Here is an 18,871-nt window from a genome sequence, read left to right as displayed (position 1 = left end):
CTCGTCACCGGCGCGAGACCAGCTCGGCGATCGTCGCGAGCAGGGTCTCGGGCGCGATCGGCTTCACGAGATGGCGATCGAAGCCCGACTCCAGCGACTGCACACGATCCTCGTCGCGCGCGTACGCGGTCAGCGCGATCGCGGGGATCCGCACGCGCGAGCTCGCGCGCTGCTGCGACCGGATGCGCCGCACCAGCGAGAGCCCGTCCTCGCCGGGCAGACCGACGTCCGCCACCAGCACGTCGAACGTGTCGTCGACGAACGCCTCCATCGCCGCGCGCGCGTTGCCGCAGCCCCGCGCGATCGCGCCGTGCTCCTCGAGCAACGAGACCACGAGCTCGCGCGCGTCGGGCTCGTCCTCGACCACCAGCACCCGCACCCCGCCGAGGTTCACGCGCGGGCCCAGCACCGCCGCGGTCTTGCCGCTCGCCTTGCGTCGCGTCGCTGCCGTGCGCGTCGACGCGATCGGGATGCGCACCGTGAACGTCGCGCCGCGTCCGAGCCCTTCGCTGCTCGCGTCGATCGTGCCGCCGTGCTGCTCGACGATGCTGCGCGCGATCGCGAGCCCGAGACCGAGCCCGCCGTGCCTCCGCGCGAAGCTCCCGTCGGCCTGTCGGAAGCGCTCGAACACGTAGGGCAGGAACTCCGGCGAGATGCCCTCGCCGCGATCCGACACCACGAGCGAGACCAGGCCCTCGGTCTCCCGCCGCACCGCGAGCTCCATCCGCCCTCCGGCCGGCGAGAACTTGATCGCGTTGGTCAGCAGGTTCGTCACCACCTGCTGCAAGCGCTCGGCGTCCCCGCGCACCGCGCCCGCATCGGGGTCGAGCGCGGTGACGATCTCGACCGAGCGCTGCTCCGCGAGGGGGCGCACCGAGTCGAGCGCGAGCGCCGCGATGCGCGCCAGGTCCACCGGCGCGGTGCTCATCCGCAGCTTGCCCGAGAGGATCCGGCCGACGTCGAGCAGATCCGAGATCAGCCGCGTCTGCGCGTCGGTGTTGCGCTCGATGACGTCGAGCGCGTGCGCGTGCTTGTCGTCGGGCAGCGTGCCCGCGCGCAGCAGGCGCACCCAGCCCTTGATCGCGTTCAGCGGCGTGCGCAGCTCGTGCGAGATCGTCGCGAGGAACTCGTCCTTCAGTCGGTTCGCGTGCTCGGCGCGTGCGCGCTCGATGCGCTGCTCGTCGAGGAGGATCACGCGCTCCATCGCGAGCGACGCGTGGTGCGCGAGCGCGCCGAAGGACGCGAGCGCGTCGTGGGTGAGCCGACCCGGCTCGGTGAACGTCGCGATGTACGCGCCGATCACGCGCTCACCGGCGCGCAGCGGCATCGCGACGAGCGCCTCGGTGTCCTGGCCCACGTTCGCCGCGAGCGCGGGATAACGCGCGACGTACTCCTCGCGGTGCGCGATCACCACTGGCCATCCGCTGCGCGCGACCTCGCAGATCGGCAGATCGCGATCGAGGCGCACGCGCTGGTAGTCGTCGAACGGGACGCCGGGATAGTGCACGTCGATGCAGCGCAGCACGTCGCCGTCGAGCGGCTCCGCGATCCACACCGCGCTGCGCGTCGCGCCGAGCGACGACGTCGCGTGGCGCACGATCGTGCGCGCGACGTCCTCGCGCGCCAGGGCCGCGGCGAGCTCGGCCGCGAGCTCGTAGGTCTGCATCGCGTTCTGGCGCGCGCGCTTCTCGGCCTCGAACGACGTCGCGCGCCGCAGCGCGAGCGCGCAGTGCCGCGAGAGCAGGATGAGGAACGCGCGCTCGTCGTCGTCGACGACGCGCTCGTCGTGGAACGAGAGGACGAACGCGCCGAGCGCGTCCACGTCGGTGATCAGCGGCACACACGCCGCCGCGAAGCGCCCGACGTTGGGCCGCGAGGAGAGAAGTCGCTCCGCCTCGGGGTAGAGCTCGGCCTGCTGCGCGCGCGATGCGATCCACACCGGCTCGCGACGGCGCACCGCATCGGCGAGCGGAAGCTCCGCGTCGAGGCGCATCGTGGCGAATGCCGCGAGGATTTCGGCGCGCGCCGCATCCTGCGCGACCACCCGCAGCAGCGCTCCGTCGGCGAGCCACATGGCCGCCGCATCCGCGGCGACCGCGTGACGCGCGTGCACCAGCACGATGCGCGTGATGTCCTCGATCGACGCCGCGCCCGCGAGCGCAGAGGTGACATCGAGAAGGCGATCGCGGAGCGCCGTCACGCTCGCAGGATACTCACCTCCCGTCGTCGGATGCACCACTTCCCGGTCCGCCCCCGCATTTGCGGATCGTCCCGCGCCGCGCGAGAGTCGCGCCGCGCGACGAAAGGAGCACGACGATGCAGCGGGACCTCGAGGGCACGCGGATGGTGATCACGGGCGCGAACACCGGCATCGGTCGCGTCACCGCGATCGAGCTGGCGAAGCGTGGTGCCGCGGTGACGATCGCGTCGCGCTCCGAGGAGAAGACACGCCCGGTGATCGACGAGATCACGCGCGCGGGCGGGCGCGCCGACTTCGTCGCGCTCGAGCTCGCCGATCTCGCGTCGGTGCGCCGGTGCGCCGAGGTGCTGCGCGGTCGCGACGAGCCGATCGACGTGCTCGTCGACAACGCGGGGCTCGCGGGCCAGCGCGGGCTCACGGCGCAGGGCTTCGAGCTGACGTTCGGCGTGAACCACCTCGGGCACTTCCTCCTCACGACCGCGTTGCTCCCGCTGCTCGAGCGCGCGTCCGAGCGACGTGCGCCGGCGCGCATCGTCGTGGTCTCGAGCGTCGGGCACTACCGCGCGAAGCCGATCGACTGGGACGCGCTGCGCCGCACCACCGCGACGACGACGGGGCTGCCCGAGTACCAGACGAGCAAGCTGTGCAACGTGCTCTTCGCGAAGGAGCTCGCGCGCCGGCTCGGCGAAGGGCGCGTCCACACCTACGCGCTGCATCCCGGGGTGATCGCGTCGGACGTGTGGCGCTCCGTGCCCTGGCCGATCCGTCCGATCATGACGCGCTTCATGCGCTCGACCGACGAGGGCGCGGAGACCTCGCTCTACTGCGCGGCGTCGCCCGAGTGCGCGTCGCACACCGGCCGCTACTACGACGCGTGCCGCGAGAAGGAGCCGAGCAAGCTGGCGAACGATCCCGCGCTGGCGCGCGAGCTGTGGTCGCGCAGCGAAGCGTGGATCGCCGACTTCGCGATCCGGTGATCACGTCCCGGCGGGCTCGAGCGGTCCGCCGGGCCCACCACCCGGTCCGCGACGGCTGCGCTCGAGCAGCTCGCGCAAGAACTCGCGACCGCGCCGACGACCGAACGCGCGCTCGAGGCTCTCGAGGAGCTGCGCGCTCTCGGGGCGCGACTGCGCGTTCCGCAGCGCCTCGGTGAGCGCGACGATCGCGGCCTCGCGGCGCTGGGCCTGTGCCTCCTGCGCGCGAGCGCGCGCCGTCGTGTGCACCTGCCACGCGACGAGCGCGAGCAGCGCGAGCACCGCGACCACGAGCACGATCTGCAGCGTGCCCGCGCCTTCTTCGGCCCAGTCCTGGATGCGGGTGAGCGGCGTGTCGGGGCGCTGCGCGCGGTCGCGCGCTTCGATCTCCTCGAACGCGTCCTGCACCCCGAGCACCACCTCGCGCGAGAGCGTGCGCATCGTGACCGCGATCGCGCGCTGCGCCTCGGGATCGTGCATCGCGTCGGTGAGCGCGGCGCGCATCGCGGGACCGATCTCCTCGCGCATCGCGACCGCGAGCGCCACGGCGCTCTCCTGCGCGACGCGCGACACCGCGGCCGCGATCCGCTGCGTGCTCTCCTCGTCGAGGATGCGGCGCAGGCTCGCGTCCAGCGCGCGCGACATCGTCTGCGCGAGGGCAGGGCCGATGTCGCGCTCGAGCGAGCCCGCGAGCGCGTCGGACACGCTCGCGACGAATCGGTTGGAGACGTCGGCGATGCGCGCCGCGCGCTCCTCGTCGGAGAGCGCGTCGAGCGTGCCGTCGGTCACGTTGGCGATCAGCGCGCGGGTCGCCTCCTGCACCTCGGGGTTCGAGAGCACCTCGACGAACGCGCGCCGGGTGTCCTCGTCGCGCAGCTCGTCGAGCGTCGACTCGATCAGCGGCTCGGGCATCTCCTCGGCGACCTCGCCCGCGACCGTGCCCGCCGTGTGCGCGCAGCCGCTCGCCATGAACGTTGCGACCACGACCGCGCCCGCCGCGCAGAACCTCGTGCCCATCCGCATCTCGAGCACGGGATTGCAATGGCGATGCCCCCGACACGGCGCGTGCGACGTCCGCCGGCGTGGGGCGATCGTGAGCACCACGCGCCCATCCCGCTGGGGCGGCGGGGCATCTTGCGCCGGTGTCAGCCCCCGAAGATGCGCTGCAGCTCGTAGGGCGGCGTGACCTCGAGCTGATCGTAGCGGCAGTCCTCGGGTCGCTTGTCGTCGCGCCAGCGCACGAACGTCGTCGCGTGGCGGAAGCGCGAGCCCTGGAGGTGGTCGTACTTCACCTCGCAGACCCGCTCGATCCGCAGCGGCTCCCACGAGAGATCCTTGCCCGCGCTCCATCGGCTCTGTCCGCCCGGCATTCGCTGGGTGGATGACATCGCGGCAGCCCATTCACGCCATGGATGGGCCTCGATCGCGCCTCTTCGCAGCGGAGCGAGCTCCTCGGCGAGCGCGCGCCGCTTCGCCATCGTGAACGACGAGGTCACGCCGACGTGGTGGAGCTCGCCCTTCTCGTCGTAGAGCCCGAGCAGCAACGAGCCGACCAGCTCGTTGTCGCCCTGCTTGTGCCAGCGGAAGCCCGCGACCACGCAGTCCGCGGTGCGCGCGTGCTTGATCTTCAGCATCGCGCGCTTGCCGGGCTCGTACTTCGTCGACTCGGCCTTCGCGATCACGCCATCGAGCCCCGCGCCCTCGAAGCGATGGAACCACTCGTCGGCGAGCGCGCGATCGCGGGTCGCGGGCGTGAGGTGGATCGGCGCCTTCGCGTTCGCGAGCGCGCGCTCCAGCGCGGCGCGTCGCTCCGAGGTCGGGCGATCGCGGAGATCACGATCGCCCTCCCACAGCAGATCGAAGGCGACGAACGAGGCGGGCATCTCCGCCGCGAGCTTCGCGACGCGCGACGCCGCGGGATGCAGGCGCAGCTGCAGGCGATCGAAGTCGAGGCCCGACGCGCTCGCGATCACGATCTCGCCGTCGACGACGCAGCGCTCGGGCAGGTGCGCGCGCAGCGGCTCGCTCAGCTCGGGGAAGTAACGATCGAGCGGGCGCAGATCACGGCTCTGGATGTAGAGGCGCTCGCCATCGCGGAAGACGATCGCGCGGAAGCCGTCCCACTTGGGCTCGTAGATCCAGCCCGCGCCCTCGGGCGGGAGCGCGTCGCCGAGCTTCGCGAGCATCGGCTCGATCGGTGGCGTGATCGGAAGCCCGTCCGGCGGAGGCGGCGCCTCGGCCGACGTGCGCTTCGAGCGCGGGGCACGTGCGGTCGCCATCAGCTCTCGCTCTTCTTCTTGCGGTTCGCGCTGCGCGCGCGCGACACCTCGCGCATGTGGGCGCGCATCGCGTCGGCGCCGCCGTGCGCGGCCCACGGATCGTAGTCGACCTCCAGCGCCTCCTGCGCCGGGCGAAGCGCCTCGGGCACGTGCTCGAGGTTCACGCGGATGCGCGTCCACGTCGTGTTCTTGCCGCGCATCGCATCGACCAGGACGTCGGCGGGCGCGAGGTGCGACGCGGCCTCGGGGTGCTTCGCCTTCCAGCGCTCGAGCGCGGCGAGCGCCTCGTCCTTCTTCGCGGCGCGCGCGATCTCGATCAGCGGCTTCGTCGACTGGCGACGGCCGGTGCCGGTCGTGCCTTCCGTCGCGCTCTTCGCGGCGCGCTTCGCGCCGGACTTCGCGCGCGAGGGCTGCACCCGCGGCGGCTCGCCCGGCTGCTTCGCGTAGTGCGGCGGCCACGGCGCATCGCCTTGTCCTTCGGCTTCCTGCTTCGCCGAGAGCTCGAGCAGCGCGTCGAGCGTGCACCGTGTCTCGTCGAGCTTCGCGTGGGGGTCGCCGATCTTCGCGAAGCGCGCGGGCATCGTGCGCAGCGTGAAGTCCGCGGGGTCGCAGTCCTCGAGCTCTTCCCACGTGACCGGCGCCGACACTCGTGCGTCGGGCTTGGGGCGCACGGAGTACGCGCTCGCGACGGTCCGATCCTTCGCGTTCTGGTTGTAGTCGAGGAAGACGCCGTGACGCTCTTCCTTCCACCACTTGCTCGTCGCGATCGTCGGCGCGCGCCGCTCCACCTCGCGCGCGAGGGCGAGCGCGCAGCGACGCACCTGCGAGAACGTCCAGCGCGGATGGAGCCGCACGTTCACGTGGATGCCGCGCGAGCCCGAGGTCTTCGGCCAGCCCACGAGCCCGAGGTCGTCGAGCGTCGCCTTCACCACCCGCGCGGTGTCGCGCAGCTGCGACCACGGCACACCCGGCACCGGATCCAGATCGACGCGCAGCTCGTCGGGATGATCGAGATCCTCGGCGCGCACGGGGTGCGGGTGCAGCTCGATGCACCCGAGGTTCACCATCCACGCGAGCGCGGCGGCATCGCGCGGCACCACTTCTTCCGCGGTGCGCCCCGACGGGAAGCTGAGCTCGACCGTCTCGAGCCACTCGGGCCGCGAGGTCGGCGCGCGCTTCTGCCAGAACACCTCGCCGCCGATCCCGTCGACGTAGCGCACGAGCACGTTGGGCCGTCCCGCCGCGCCGCGCAGCGCGCCCTCGGCGACCGCGAGGTAGTACTCGACGACGTCGATCTTCGTGATCCGTGCGTCGGGGAAGTAGACCTTCGACGGATTCGAGATCGCGACCTCGCGGCCCGCGATCTCGAGCACTCGCTTCTCGGTCTTCGATGCCACGGCCTCTCAGCATAGGCGTGGGCTCGGTGACGCCAAAGTTCGCGACCACGGCCGGTCAGGGCGAGGGCAGCGTCACCGTGACTCGCTCGGTGTTCACGTGACAGTGATTGGCGCCGACGACGACCGTCGTGCGCGCGCTGTCGTCCCCGCGGCGGACGATGATGTCGAACTCTCCTTCTTCCTCGATGCCGATTGCGACGTTGCCATCGTCGCAGCGGAAGCGGTCCGCCATCGCGCAATCGACGATCGTCGGGTCCCCGCCGTCCACGGTGAATTCCACCTCGTCGGGCACCACCGGTGCGCCCGACGGGTCGCGGACCTCGAGCTGCACCGAGAAGCGTGCCTCCTCGGTGCACACCAGCGGCCCGCACCCGGGCGCGACGGCGCAAGCCAAGGCGGCAGTCACGAGCGCACGAAGTGGTCTTCCGTTCATCCTCGTTCTCCTGATCACACTCGCGACGGGCCCTCCGGGCGAGCGCGCTTAGATGATGCACCGTGGAGCTCGTGGTCACCCACGCCTCGGCGGACTTCGACGCGTTCGCGTCGGCGATGGCGGCGCGCAAGCTCCACCCCGGCGCGACGGTGGTGATGACGAGCGGGCTCGCGCGCGGGGTGCGGGAGTTCGCATCGCTGCACCGCGATCGCTTCCCGTGGCTCGCGCCGGCCGACGTCGACGCGTCCGCGGTGACGCGCCTGGTGATCGTCGATGTGCGGCGTGCCTCGCGACTGCGCGCGATCCCCGCGCTGCTCGCGCGCGTGGAGCGACGCGAGCTCGAGGTGCACGTCTGGGATCACCATCCTGCGTCCGACGACGACGTGCGCGCCGACGTCGTGCACGTCGAGCCGGTCGGCTCCGCGACCACGCTGCTGATCGAGGCGATGCGTGCGCGCGGCATCGAGATCGACGAGGTCGAGGCGACGCTCTTCGCGCTCGGGATCCACTCCGACACCGGCTCGATGCAGTACGCGAGCACGACCTCGCGCGACGCCGAGGCGCTGGCCTACCTGCTCTCCCGCGGCGCGAGCATGCGCGTGATGAGCCGCTTCCTCTCGGTGCCGTTCACCGAGGCCCAGCGCGTCGCGCTCGCGTCCGCGCTCGACGCGATCGAGACCACGCGCGCGTCGGGGCTGCGCGTCGCCATCGCTGCGATCGAGCTCGACACGCCGTGCGAGGGCCTCGACGAGGTCGCGTCGGAGCTCTTCCGGATCGAGCTGCCGCACGCGCTCTTCCTCGTCGCGACGGTGCCGCATCGAGGTCGCGCGAACGTGATCGCGCGCGCCCGCGAGGGCACGATCGACGTCGCGGCGCTGCTCGGTGCGATGGGCGGCGGCGGCCATCCCACCGCGGCGTCGCTCTCCATGCGCGACACTACGCGCGAGGCGATCGTGCACGCGCTGCGCGACGCGATCGCGCGCCATGCGCCGCGCCCGCTCCGCGTGATCGACGTGATGCGCAGCCCGGTCCGCACCATCGCGCCCGATCATCCGCTCGTGCGGCTGCGCGACGAGCTCCCGTCGTGGCGCGTCTCGGGCGTCCCGGTCGTGAACGGAGGCGCGCTGGTCGGCATCGTGTCGAGCGACGACGTCGAGCGCGCCGAGCGCGAGGGGCGTCTCCACCTGAGCGCGGGCAGCTGCATGTCCGCGCCGGTGCGCACCATCGACGTGTGCGCGCCGGTCGAGGAGGCGCTCGATCGCATGACCGAGCACCGCGTCGGACGGCTCCCGGTCACGCGCGAGGGCGCGCTGGTGGGCATCGTCACGCGCGGTGATCTGCGCGCGTTGCTCTATTCCTGAGTCTCGGGCATCGGGCGTGCACCGACACTGCGTCATGCGCGCGCGTCTTCTGATCGTGCTCACGATGCTGGTCGGCTCGGCGTGCATGCCCGACACCGATCAGCGCGCGCCCGAGATCTCGACGACGGGCGCGGAGGATCGCGGCGGAGGCCAGGACGACGCGCTGCTGATCGACAGCGACGGGCGCATCGACGACGACGATCCGATGTGAGGAGGGTTCCATGCCGCAGCAGGTCGCAGCCATCTTCCGTTCGCGCCACGACGCGGATCACGCGGTCCGCGATCTCCACGCGGCGGGGTTCCCCGACGAATGCATCCACGTGCGTCGCCCTCACGAGCTGAAGGACGCCGACGACGTGCGCCGCGCGCTCATCGAGGCCGGCGTCGCGCCCGATCAGGCGGTCGCGCTCGCCGACGAGGTGACCGAGGACGACTTGATCGTCGACGTGGTCGCGCCCGACGACGAGCACGCGCGATGGGCGCGGCGAGTGCTCGAGGCGGCGGGCCCGATGCACACGCCCGCGCTCGGATCGCCGGCCGCGAGCGCCACCGAGAACCGCGCGGAGGACATCGCGTCGGACCCCATCGAGGAGGCCGACCTCGAGTCGTTCCCCGCGAGCGATCCGCCGTCGTTCACGATGCGAGGTCCGCGCGGCCGCGCCTGAGTCCCTGCCGGAGTGCTCGTCCCGCCGGCCCCGGACGGGAGCGCGCGAAGCGCGCGGACGGTAGGGACCGGCGGGCGAGCCGATTTGTCTGCCGGAGTGCTCGTCCCGGCGGCCCCGGACGGGAGCGCGCGAAGCGCGCGGACGGTAGGGACCGGCGGGCGAGCCGATTTGTCTGCCGGAGTGCTCGTCCCGGCGGCCCCGGACGGGAGCGCGCGAAGCGCGCGGACGGTAGGGACCGGCGGGCGAGCCGATTTTCGACAGTCTTCGATCGCCGCACCCGTGGCGCGATGCGGCGATCAGCGCGGTGCGCCCATCGCGTCCTCGAGCAGCGCGAGGAAGCGCTGTGCGGCGCGCCCGAGCGGGACGGTGCGACGCCACGCGAGGTGCGGGACGAACACGTGCTCGTCGCCCTCGACGAACCCGAGCGGCACCAGGCGCTTGCGCGCGAGGTCCTGCTGCACGAGGTGGAGCGGCATCCACCCGAACCCGACGCCCGCGAGCAGCGCGAGCCGCTTGCTGTGGAAGTCCGAGAGCCGCACCACGTGCGGCGAGCCCAGCGAGAGCCGCCCCGGGCCCGGCGGCGCATCGCGGCGCGAGTCCTCGACGACGAGCTCGACGTGCTGCGCGAGCTCGGCGCGATCGACCCGCGCGCGCGCCTTCCGCCCCGCGACCAGCGGGTGATCGCGGTGCGCGCAGAGCCGCAGCACCACCGGCGCGAGCGGGCGCGCGATCAGGCGCTCGTCACCCACGAAGTCGAGCACGATCATGAAGTCGGCGCGCACACTCCCAGGCAATGACGTGCGGAACCGCTCGCGCACGCCGGCGAGGTGCTCGACGCGGAGCTGCACGTGCGTGGGCAGCCCTTCGCGCGAGAAGCGGCGCAGCGCGCCGAGCAGCGGAGGGAGCGGGAGCAGTCCGTCGACGACGATGCCGAGCGTGGGCTCCCACTCGTCGCGCAGCGTGCGCGCGAGCGTCTCCATCTCGGCGGTCCGCTCGAGCACACGACGGCCTGCCTCGAGGACGCGGCGGCCCTCGACCGTCAGCTCCGCCTTGTGCCCGGTGCGGTCGAAGAGACGCAGCGCGAGATCGCGCTCCAGCGCGGCGATCGCGTAGCTCACGGCCGACGTCGCGCGGCCGAGCTCGCGTGCCGCGGCGGTGAAGCTGCCCGCGCGATCGATCGCGTCGAGCGCGCGAAGCCCGTCGATCGACTCCAGCGACACGTTCGACATTCTTGAACGAGATGTTCGAATCCGTGCAGTGTACTCGAACGAGCCGCGGGCGTACCTCCGCCAGGAACGGAGGAGACGACGATGAGCGCGAACGATCGCAACCCGCTGGGCCTCGAGGGCATCGCGTGCCTGGAGTACGGCGCGCCCACCGAGGCGCAGCTCGACGCGCTCGGCGACGTCTTCCGCGCGCTCGGCTGCTCGCGGACACGGCGTCACGCGACGCGCGACGTCGAGCTCTGGTCGCAGCACGGGGTGCGCTTCGTCGTGACCCGCGATCCGCGCTCGTTCGCGGCGTCGTTCGCGCGCGAGCACGGGCCCTCGATCGCGTCGATGGCGTGGTACGTCGCGGACGCGGAGCACGCGCTGCGCGAGGCGGTGCGGCGCGGCGCGGTGGAGGTCGCGGGCGACTCGGTGTTCGGTGGCGCGCCTGCGCTCGAGGGGATCGGCGGCTCGCGCATCTACCTCGTCGATCGCCGGCGCGGGTGGGAGGAGCGCCACTACGTCGCGCTCGAGCGGCCCGAGGTGGTGCGCGATCGCGGGTTCCTCGCGATCGACCACCTGACGAACAACGTGCCGCGCGGGACGCTCGCCGCGCATCGTGCGTTCTATCGCGAGGTCTTCGGCTTCGAGGACGTGCGCTCGTTCGAGATCCGCGGGAACGCGACGGGACTGACGTCGTACGCGCTGCGTTCGCCGTGCGGGACGTTCTGCATCCCGATCAACGAGGGCAGTGAGGATCGGAGTCAGATCGAAGAATATCTGCGCGAGTATCGCGGCGCGGGGATCCAGCACGTCGCACTGCTGACGCGTGATCTGCTGAGCAGTCTCGAGGGCATGCGCGATTCGGGCGTCGCGACGCTCGACATCGATCCTTCGTATTACGACTCCGCGTTCGCGCGGGTGCCGGGCGTGCGCGAGGACCACGAGGCGATCCGGGGACGCGGCGTGCTCGTGGACGGCGACGAGGAGGGATATCTCCTCCAGATCTTCACCGAGAACGTGATCGGTCCGATCTTCTTCGAGCTCATCCAGCGCGAGAATCACCGCAGCTTCGGAGAGGGCAATTTCGGCGCGCTGTTCCGGTCGATCGAGCGCGATCAGGAGCGCCGCGGCGTGGTCTGAGAGGCGCGCAGCTCGTGCGCTCGAGGGCGCGAGCTGCGCGGAGATAAGCGGACTGGACGGCCACGTTATCATCGCGCGGTGACGATCTCGCTCCGCGATCCCGTGTGTTGGGTGGCCCTGGTCGTGCTCGCGGGATGCGCGGGCGACGACGATGTCTCGCCCGTCGATGCGTCGATCCCGATCGATGCACAGGTCGCGATCGATGCGCCTCCACCGATCGAGATCGACGCCGCGGTCGCGCCCGGCGGCATCGCGCCCGAGGGCGACGAGATCGCCGGCACCGACGGCGCGAACGAGCTCGCGCTCGCCCCCGATGCGCCCGCCGTGGTGCGCGTCGACGCCGCGCCCGACGAGCACGTCACGTTCTTCCTCACGTTCGACGGCGCGGGCGCCGGCATCGAGCTCGAGGTGCTGCGCTGGGACGGCGAGCGCGCGGTCTCGCTCGGTGTGACCGACGCGGGGCCGGGGCTGCGCACGCTCGCGGTGTTCGATCCCAGCGAGCCGCGCACGTTCTGGGCGCGCGTGACGAGCGATGCGCGCGAGCTCTCCGCCACGCTGACGATCACGCGCGTGCCCTTCGAGGACGGCGCGCGCTGCGACGACGACTGCGCACATCTGCTGCAGCTCCCGTTGCCCAACGATTTCGCGCGCGACGGCTACGCGACCACCACGAGCACCGTGTTCCGCTATCAGTACGGGCGCCGCGATCTCCTGATGTTCCTGCGCCATGCGGGACAGCGCCTCGCGTCGCTCGGGATGCAGCCGTTCGTGCCCGAAGATCTCTCGCAGTGGGATGGCCGCACGCCGGGCGAGGACGTGGGCGCGCCGCGACACGCGTCGCATCAGCGCGGCAAGGACGTCGATCTCTCGCTCTACGGGCTCGACGGTCGCTCGGTGTGGCGGAGCTACTGCACGGTGATGCGCACCGATCGCGGTCGCGAGTGCGTGCCGGGGACGATCACCGGCTACGACGGCTTCGCGAACGCAGTGTTCTTCGGCGACTTCTTCGCGACCGGGCGCGTGACGAATTGCTTCCTCGACCAGGAGCTGATCGGCCCGACGGTGTCGGGGGCGGACGAGGCGCTCACCGCGGAGCTCGTCGCCGAAGACCTGCTCCCGATGTACGCCGACGGAGCGCACCTGCAGCACTGGCCCAACCACGACAACCACATCCACGTGCGCGTCTCGGAGGCCGAGCCCTCGACGTTCGCGATCGTCGTGGCGTCGGACGCGGTCGAGCCCCCTTGAGGTTGCGCGCGCGACGTGGCTCGCCCACGTTGAGCCTCGTGCACCGTCCTCTCGCGACGCGTCGATTTCGAGGCCCCCGGCCCCTCAGCGGGCTCCGGGAGGCTTCATCGCGTCGATCGACGGTGATGTAGAGACGAGGCCTCCAGCACGCGCGAGCCGCATCGCGCGTCGCGAACGGAGGGCCGGAGGGACCGGGGGAACGCCAGCCGGCGCAGGCGGCGCTGCGCCTCCCGTTCGTTCTCTCCACGCACGAGGTCTCTCATGTCTCCGGTCCATCTCGCTCTCGACGCGCTCCGGCGCGCGCTCTCGATCCGCGATCTCTCCGACCCCGAGCAGGGCCCGCACGCGATGCAGCGCATCGTCGACGACGTGGTGTCGACGCTGGCGTCGGCATGGGGCTGCGAAGCGCGTGTGGTGCGCGGCGCGCCGCTCGTCGCGATCGCCGACAACTACGATCGGCTCGGTTACGCCGAGGACGCGATCGCGCGGGACGCGCGCCACTCGCGCTACGTGTCGGAAGCGACGATGTTGCGCTCCCACACCAGCGCGATGATCCCCGGCGCGCTGCGCGCGCTCGCCGAGGAGGACGCCGCGCACGACGTGCTGATCGCGGTGCCCGGGATCACCTACCGGCGCGACAGCATCGATCGCCTCCATACCGGCGAGCCGCACCAGCTCGATCTCTGGCGCATCCGCCGCGGACCGCCGCTGGTGCGCCGTGATCTCGAGGGCATGATCGCGTGTGCGGTGCGCGCCGCGCTTCCGGGCCGCGGGCACGTGATCAGCGACGCGGTGCATCCCTACACGACGGGCGGGCTCCAGGTGGAGGTCGAAGAACGCGGCGGCTGGGTGGAGATCGGCGAGTGCGGGCTCGCCCATCCCGACGTGCTCGCGCGCGCCGGGCTCGATCCCGCGTCGTGGAGCGGGCTCGCGATGGGGCTCGGGCTCGATCGACTGCTCATGCTGCGCAAGGGCATCCCCGACATCCGCCTGCTGCGCTCGGACGATCCGCGCATCGGGTCGCAGATGCAGGATCTCTCGCCGTACCACGCGGTCTCGTCGATGCCGCCGGTGCGGCGCGATCTCTCGATCGCGGTGGAGCCGGGCACGACGATCGAAGAGCTCGGTGATCGGGTGCGCGCGGCGCTCGCTGAGCGCGCGTCGATGATCGAGTCGATCACCGAGGAGAGCCGCACCGCCGCGGCGGAGCTCCCGGAGATCGCGCGCGCTCGCATCGGGCTCGAGCTGCACCAGGAGAACGTGCTGCTGCGCGTGGTGCTGCGCGCCGTCGATCGCACCCTCACGCACGAGGAGTGCAACCGGCTGCGCGACGAGATCTACGTCGCGGTGCACTGCGGATCCGTCGCGCAGTGGGCGGCGCGCGCGAGCTGACCTGACGGGCACGGTTGCGCGCGCAACCGTGCCCGTCTCAGCGCGCGTCGACGCGCACGAAGCGCGCGCCGATCGCGTCCGCGATCGCGCGGTGCGCGCCGTGCGGCGAGATCAGCTCGACGCGCGACACGTCGAGCTTCGCGCGCTCCACGGCGAGCACCGCGATCCCGGGCAGCGGCGGGCGACACCAGCAGATCGGCGGGCCCGCGGGGTGCGCGCAGACGTGCAGCGCGATCTCTCGACCGAGCGCCTCGCGCGCGCGCTGCACCGCGATCTCGGCGGCCTCGCGCTCGGTCGGGCCGGGCGCCCACGCGAACGCGAAGAGCGACGCGTCGCTCGAGGCGCGCAGTCGATCGAGCACGTCGTCGCGCGCGATCACGTCGGCCGACACGATGCGCCCGGCGTGCGTGTGCTCGGGGCGCGCGCGCCGCGCGAAGGGCACGATCTCGATCGACTCGAATCCTTCCGACGCGCTCGGGGCCTCGAGCTCCCGCCGGAAGCGGAAGAGCGCGAGCGGCGGCACGACCCCGGGATCGTCCTTCGACACCGCGAGGATCTCGTTGGGCCCGAGGAGGTGCCCGTGCGCCTCGACGATGCGGCGCGCGACGTTCGCCTGCGCGACCTCGACCGGCGTGTCGAGCCACACGCAGCGCACCGGCACGCGGTGCTTCCACGCGCAGTCGATCACGTCGGCGCGCGAGGCGCGCGTCGCGTAGGTGTTGTCGAGCACCACACGCTCCACGCCGTCGCGCAGCGCCGCGTCGAGCCGGGGCACGAGCCCGCGCAGCTTGCCGCCGAGCTCGTCGCGGTTGAGCCGCAGGTGGCCCTCGAGCTCGCGTGCGATCGTCGACTTTCCTGCGCCCTGGATGCCCATGAGCACGACGACCTCGCGCGTTCCGTCGGGGCGCGGCTTGCGCTCCGCGACGGGCACGCGGATGCGCACGCCCGACGGGATGCGCGCGTCGAGCGCGGCGCGATCCGCGTCGTCGAGGGTGATCGCATCGGCGCCGGCGACCTCGAGCGCGTGGGCGATCGATCGCACCCCGGGGATCGGCACGATCGCGGGCGAGAGATCGCGCAGCCACGCGAGCACGATCATCGCGGCGCTCACGCCGTGCTTGGTCGCGAGCGGAGCGAACGTCGTGTCGCTCTCGAGCTTGGGCGCGCGCTTGGGCCCGCCGAGCGGCGAGTGCGCGAGGACGCGGATCCCGTGCTCGACGCAGCGCTCGATCACGCCGCTGCGCAGCACGCTGTCGTGGCCGGGCGCGATCGCGACCTCGACGAGCTCGATCGGTGCGACCGCCCGGGCGCGATCGAGCTCGGAGAGCGTCACGTTGCTGAGCCCGATCGCGCGCACCAGACCCGCTTCGCGCAGCGCCGCGAGGGCGCGCGCGCTGGTCTCGATCGGCGTGCGGGGATCGGGCGCGTGGAGCAGCAGCGCATCGAGCGCGTCGACCCCGAGCGCGGCGCGGCTGCGCTCGCACGCCTCGCGCAGGTGGGCGACACGCCCGTCGTTCGCCCACTTGCCGCGGGTGCGGATCAGGCCCGCCTTCGTCACGACCATCGGCCGCGGGCCCGACCACGACGCGAGCGCCCTCGCGACGAGGCGCTCGTTGCCGTGCACGTCGTGGAGATCGCGGCCGTACACGTCGGCGGTGTCGAGCAACGACACGCCCGCGCCGAGCGCCGCGTGCAGCACCGCGATCGCGTCCGCCTCGTCGATCTCCGACAGGCGCATGCAGCCGAGGCCGATCACACGACGAGCTGGAGCTCCGCTTCTTCTTCCGGAGGCGATGCGTCGCCGCGCTCGGCCGCGCGCAGCAAGCGCCAGATGTGCTTTCCGAGCACGTCGATCTCGGTCGACGCGAACTGCTCGCCGCCGAAGCGCTTGATCGTCTCGGTCTGCTGCTTGAGCACCACCGCGTCCTGCTGGAACACCCGCAGCGCGAGCGGCTTCACGAAGGGCGCGATCACGTGGCCGGGCACGCGCGAGCGGAAGCTGACGACCGCGTGGAGCTTGGTGCGGAAGTCCGAGACCGGCGTGCACACCGTGTCGGCGAGGAAGTGGTTCTCGGTGCCGATGCGGTACTCGACCTGTGCGATCGAGGGCAGGATGAAGCGATCGAAGTGGGTGACGATCCCGCCCGAGGGCGAGAGGATCCGCGCGACGAGGCCCGGCGGTCGCGGCTCACCGACGTACTCGGCCTCCACACGATCCTTGCTGCGCCGCACCTTCACGGTGAGCGTCACGCCGCGGCTCTCCGAGCGGAACAAGCCGCGATGCAGGAACGCGGTGTGCGGCACGTCGAGCGCGTTCTCGATCGCCGAGTACATCGTGCCCTCGGCCTCGACGGTCTGGTGCACCGTCGTGTAGCCGGGCTCGCTCGCGAGCGCGAAGCGGTGCGGCTGCTTGGTCGGCATCGGCGCGCCGGGATGCGCGAACGGCGTGCTGTAGACCCAGATCCAGCCGTCCTGCTCGATCACCGGGAACGCGGGCGCGGCGCGCGCCTTCGCGCCCGGCTCGCCGCAGAACGAGGGGATCGCGCGGCAGGTGCCCTCGCGATCGAAGCGCCAGCCGTGGTACGGGCACTCGATCGTCCCGTCCGACGCGACGACCTTGCCGCCCGAGAGCGGGACGTTGCGATGAGGACAGCGATCGAGCAGCGCCGACGCGCGCCCGCGCTCGTCGCGGAAGAGCACGAGGGGCACGTCCTGGATCGTCTCGGCGCGCGGCGCTTCCTTCAGCTCGCTCGATGCGCACGCGATGAACCACTGATCGGCGAGCCGCACGACCGACGCGCGCCCCTTCGTGCGCAGGAACGCGAACGCGTCGCGCTCCTTGGTGCTCACGTCGTGTGTCTCGTCCACGCGCTCGGTCATAGGCGCGCGATCCTGCCACGAGCGACCGACGACGGGCGATACTGCCCCTCGTGACCACCACGACCTCCTCTCTCGCGCTCGACGTCGGTGGGCGCACCCGTCCTCTCCTCTTCGACGCGCTGCCTGCGCTGGCGCGCGACATTCCGTGGCGTCCGCTCGCGAAGCTACCGACACCGGTCGAGCGCATCGGCGGGAGCGCGGCGCGCTGGCTCGGCCGCGACGACCTCTGGATCAAGCGCGACGATCTCGCGTCGCCGCTCTACGGCGGCAACAAGGTGCGCCGCTACGAGCTCGTGCTCGCCGACGCGGAGCGGCGCGGCGCGAAGCGCATCGTCACCGCGGGTGGCGTCGCGTCGACGCAGGTGATGGCGACCGCGCTCTTCGGTCGCGCGCTCGGCTTCGAGGTGCGCGTGGTGCTCTACGACCAGCCGATCACGCGCTTCGCGAAGCACGCGCTGCTGGTCGATGCGGACTCCGGCGCGGAGCTGATCTGGGGCGGCAACTACCTCACCACGGCGCTGCGCACGATCGACGCGCTGCTCCGGGATCGCCGCGAGAATTTCCTGATCCTCCCGGGCGCGTCGGACCCGCTCGCGAACCTCGGGTACGTCGACGCGATGCTCGAGCTCGCGCAGCAGGTGGAGCGCGGCGAGTGCCCGCGGCCCGACGCGATCGTGCTGCCGACCGGGAGCTCGGGGACGCTCGCCGCGCTCGCGCTCGGTGCGGCGTGGCTCGGCTGGGACACCGAGATCGTCGGCGTGCGCATCGCGCCGCTGCTCACGACGAATCGCGTGACGATCGGCGGGGTGATCGGGGCGACCGATCGATTCCTGCACGCGCGCGAGCCCGAGCGCTGGAAGAAGCAGCGCGGGCGCGCTCGGTTCTCGCTGCACCACGGCGCGATCGGACCGGGCTACGGCCACCCGACGCCCGCGGCGATCGACGCGATCGATCACGTGCGCGCGCTCATCGGCGCCGAGGGCGAGGTCACGTACAGCGGCAAGGCGCTCGACGGGCTGCGCACGATCGCGGCCGAGCCGCGCTGGCGCGGGAAGAACGTGATGATGTGGAGCACGCTCTCCGCCGCGCGCCCCACGGTGTCGGCGCAGGCGCGAGAGAAGCTGCCGCCGCGGCTGCGCGCGCTGCTCGACGCGCCCGAGGTCGCCTGAGCGAGGTTCCGGCCCTCGGGCCGCGGCCCCACGATCGCGTGGTGCGCTTCCTGTGCGACTCGATGCTGGGCGGGCTCTCGCGCTGGCTGCGCTCGTCGGGGTACGACGCGGAGTTCGCGGGGCCGATCGACGACGGCGAGCTCGTGATCCGCGCCGAGGAGAGCGGGGCGATCCTGCTCACGTCCGACGGGCCGCTGATGCGTCGCCGTCCGATCACGAGCGGCACGGTGCGCGCGCTGCTGGTGCCGCGCGCCCAGCCGCTCTTCGATCAGACGGTGTTCGTGCTGCGCGAGCTCGCGCTGCCGGTGATCGATCCGCGCTGCATGTCGTGCGGTGGCGCGCTGGTGCCGGTCGGCGCCGAGTCGCTCGCTCGCGAAGTTCCTGCGATGTCGCTCTCGGCGTTCGATGAGTTCTGGCGTTGCGATCGATGCGCTCGAGCGTTCTGGAAAGGGTCGCACTGGGAGGGGATCGTGGCGCGTCGAGTGGCCCTGGCCGAAGCGCTTCGGTGAGAGACGCGTGGTG

The 18,871-nt window shown here is 72.2% G+C and carries 17 protein-coding genes; 9 read left to right on the top strand and 8 right to left on the bottom strand.

The window, feature by feature from the left end; translation table 11 throughout:
* Nucleotides 1-4: 4 nt before the first annotated feature.
* Nucleotides 5-2,200 (bottom strand): hybrid sensor histidine kinase/response regulator, encoded by a 2,196-nt coding sequence (locus I5071_RS26520; protein WP_236515636.1) that lies wholly within the window; start codon nucleotides 2,198-2,200, stop codon nucleotides 5-7.
* A 116-nt stretch (nucleotides 2,201-2,316) separates the two neighbouring features.
* Between I5071_RS26520 and I5071_RS26515 the strand changes: the two genes are divergently transcribed.
* Entirely contained in the window at nucleotides 2,317-3,177 is an 861-nt protein-coding gene (locus I5071_RS26515) for an SDR family oxidoreductase (protein ID WP_236515635.1), read from the top strand.
* Here the strand turns inward: I5071_RS26515 and I5071_RS26510 are convergent, their stop codons facing one another.
* From I5071_RS26510 to I5071_RS26495, 4 genes are all read right to left on the bottom strand, one after another.
* Nucleotides 3,178-4,191, bottom strand: a complete 1,014-nt coding sequence (locus tag I5071_RS26510; protein WP_236515634.1) for a hypothetical protein — start codon at nucleotides 4,189-4,191, stop codon at nucleotides 3,178-3,180.
* 128 nt (nucleotides 4,192-4,319) lie between these two features.
* Nucleotides 4,320-5,453 carry an ATP-dependent DNA ligase gene (locus I5071_RS26505; RefSeq protein ID WP_236515633.1) on the bottom strand — a complete coding sequence of 378 codons (1,134 nt, stop codon included), beginning with the start codon at nucleotides 5,451-5,453 and terminating at the stop codon, nucleotides 4,320-4,322.
* Nucleotides 5,453-6,850, bottom strand: coding sequence for a non-homologous end-joining DNA ligase (gene ligD / locus I5071_RS26500; RefSeq protein WP_236515632.1), 1,398 nt, complete (start codon nucleotides 6,848-6,850; stop codon nucleotides 5,453-5,455). Before ligD ends, I5071_RS26505 begins: the two co-directional genes overlap by 1 nt.
* A gap of 55 nt (nucleotides 6,851-6,905) precedes the next feature.
* Nucleotides 6,906-7,244 (bottom strand): hypothetical protein, encoded by a 339-nt coding sequence (locus I5071_RS26495; protein WP_236515631.1) that lies wholly within the window; start codon nucleotides 7,242-7,244, stop codon nucleotides 6,906-6,908.
* 101 nt (nucleotides 7,245-7,345) lie between these two features.
* On the opposite strand from I5071_RS26495, the gene I5071_RS26490 reads away from it, so the two are divergent.
* Genes I5071_RS26490 through I5071_RS26480 form a run of 3 tightly spaced genes read left to right on the top strand, consistent with a single transcriptional unit; the run spans nucleotide 7,346 to nucleotide 9,309 of the window.
* On the top strand, nucleotides 7,346-8,644 hold the full coding sequence (locus I5071_RS26490; RefSeq protein WP_236515630.1) for a CBS domain-containing protein: 1,299 nt from the start codon (nucleotides 7,346-7,348) through the stop codon (nucleotides 8,642-8,644).
* Between the two features lie 34 nt (nucleotides 8,645-8,678).
* Complete coding sequence (locus I5071_RS26485) at nucleotides 8,679-8,855, top strand: hypothetical protein (RefSeq protein ID WP_236515629.1); 177 nt, start codon at nucleotides 8,679-8,681, stop codon at nucleotides 8,853-8,855.
* A 10-nt stretch (nucleotides 8,856-8,865) separates the two neighbouring features.
* Entirely contained in the window at nucleotides 8,866-9,309 is a 444-nt protein-coding gene (locus I5071_RS26480; protein ID WP_236515628.1) for a hypothetical protein, read from the top strand.
* 296 nt (nucleotides 9,310-9,605) lie between these two features.
* Here I5071_RS26480 and I5071_RS26475 read toward each other — a convergent pair whose 3' ends face one another.
* Nucleotides 9,606-10,529, bottom strand: a complete 924-nt coding sequence (locus tag I5071_RS26475) for a LysR family transcriptional regulator (protein WP_236515627.1) — start codon at nucleotides 10,527-10,529, stop codon at nucleotides 9,606-9,608.
* 90 nt (nucleotides 10,530-10,619) lie between these two features.
* Between I5071_RS26475 and hppD the strand changes: the two genes are divergently transcribed.
* The 3 genes from hppD (at nucleotide 10,620) to I5071_RS26460 (ending at nucleotide 14,300) form a co-directional block, all read left to right on the top strand.
* Entirely contained in the window at nucleotides 10,620-11,660 is a 1,041-nt protein-coding gene (gene hppD / locus I5071_RS26470) for a 4-hydroxyphenylpyruvate dioxygenase (protein WP_236515626.1), read from the top strand.
* A gap of 78 nt (nucleotides 11,661-11,738) precedes the next feature.
* On the top strand, nucleotides 11,739-12,908 hold the full coding sequence (locus I5071_RS26465; RefSeq protein ID WP_236515625.1) for a hypothetical protein: 1,170 nt from the start codon (nucleotides 11,739-11,741) through the stop codon (nucleotides 12,906-12,908).
* 261 nt (nucleotides 12,909-13,169) lie between these two features.
* Nucleotides 13,170-14,300 (top strand): hypothetical protein, encoded by a 1,131-nt coding sequence (locus I5071_RS26460; protein ID WP_236515624.1) that lies wholly within the window; start codon nucleotides 13,170-13,172, stop codon nucleotides 14,298-14,300.
* Nucleotides 14,301-14,337: 37 nt separating this feature from the next.
* Here the strand turns inward: I5071_RS26460 and I5071_RS26455 are convergent, their stop codons facing one another.
* Entirely contained in the window at nucleotides 14,338-16,056 is a 1,719-nt protein-coding gene (locus I5071_RS26455) for an aldo/keto reductase (RefSeq protein WP_268921145.1), read from the bottom strand.
* Nucleotides 16,053-17,180 carry a Rieske 2Fe-2S domain-containing protein gene (locus I5071_RS26450; RefSeq protein ID WP_236515622.1) on the bottom strand — a complete coding sequence of 376 codons (1,128 nt, stop codon included), beginning with the start codon at nucleotides 17,178-17,180 and terminating at the stop codon, nucleotides 16,053-16,055. The genes I5071_RS26455 and I5071_RS26450 overlap by 4 nt, the downstream gene beginning before the upstream one ends.
* 50 nt (nucleotides 17,181-17,230) lie before the next feature.
* On the opposite strand from I5071_RS26450, the gene I5071_RS26445 reads away from it, so the two are divergent.
* On the top strand, nucleotides 17,231-18,349 hold the full coding sequence (locus tag I5071_RS26445; RefSeq protein ID WP_236515621.1) for a 1-aminocyclopropane-1-carboxylate deaminase/D-cysteine desulfhydrase: 1,119 nt from the start codon (nucleotides 17,231-17,233) through the stop codon (nucleotides 18,347-18,349).
* Nucleotides 18,350-18,387: 38 nt separating this feature from the next.
* Nucleotides 18,388-18,858 carry a Mut7-C RNAse domain-containing protein gene (locus tag I5071_RS26440; RefSeq protein ID WP_236515620.1) on the top strand — a complete coding sequence of 157 codons (471 nt, stop codon included), beginning with the start codon at nucleotides 18,388-18,390 and terminating at the stop codon, nucleotides 18,856-18,858.
* Nucleotides 18,859-18,871 lie beyond the last annotated feature (13 nt).

This window comes from Sandaracinus amylolyticus (assembly GCF_021631985.1).
In the GTDB taxonomy this organism is placed as follows: Bacteria; Myxococcota_A; Polyangia; order Polyangiales; family Sandaracinaceae; genus Sandaracinus; species Sandaracinus amylolyticus_A.
Note: the sequence above shows the minus strand (reverse complement) of the source record. Positions and strands in the feature narration are given on the sequence as shown.

What these genes read in the sequence shown, in the direction of transcription:
- I5071_RS26480 (WP_236515628.1), top strand. Translation starts at nt 8,866, where the DNA reads ATGCCGCAGCAGGTCGCAGCCATCTTCCGTTCGCGCCACGACGCGGAT.
- I5071_RS26450 (WP_236515622.1), bottom strand. Translation starts at nt 17,180, where the DNA reads ATGACCGAGCGCGTGGACGAGACACACGACGTGAGCACCAAGGAGCGC.
- I5071_RS26515 (WP_236515635.1), top strand. Translation starts at nt 2,317, where the DNA reads ATGCAGCGGGACCTCGAGGGCACGCGGATGGTGATCACGGGCGCGAAC.
- I5071_RS26460 (WP_236515624.1), top strand. Translation starts at nt 13,170, where the DNA reads ATGTCTCCGGTCCATCTCGCTCTCGACGCGCTCCGGCGCGCGCTCTCG.
- I5071_RS26505 (WP_236515633.1), bottom strand. Translation starts at nt 5,453, where the DNA reads ATGGCGACCGCACGTGCCCCGCGCTCGAAGCGCACGTCGGCCGAGGCG.
- hppD (WP_236515626.1), top strand. Translation starts at nt 10,620, where the DNA reads ATGAGCGCGAACGATCGCAACCCGCTGGGCCTCGAGGGCATCGCGTGC.
- I5071_RS26485 (WP_236515629.1), top strand. Translation starts at nt 8,679, where the DNA reads ATGCGCGCGCGTCTTCTGATCGTGCTCACGATGCTGGTCGGCTCGGCG.
- I5071_RS26510 (WP_236515634.1), bottom strand. Translation starts at nt 4,191, where the DNA reads ATGGGCACGAGGTTCTGCGCGGCGGGCGCGGTCGTGGTCGCAACGTTC.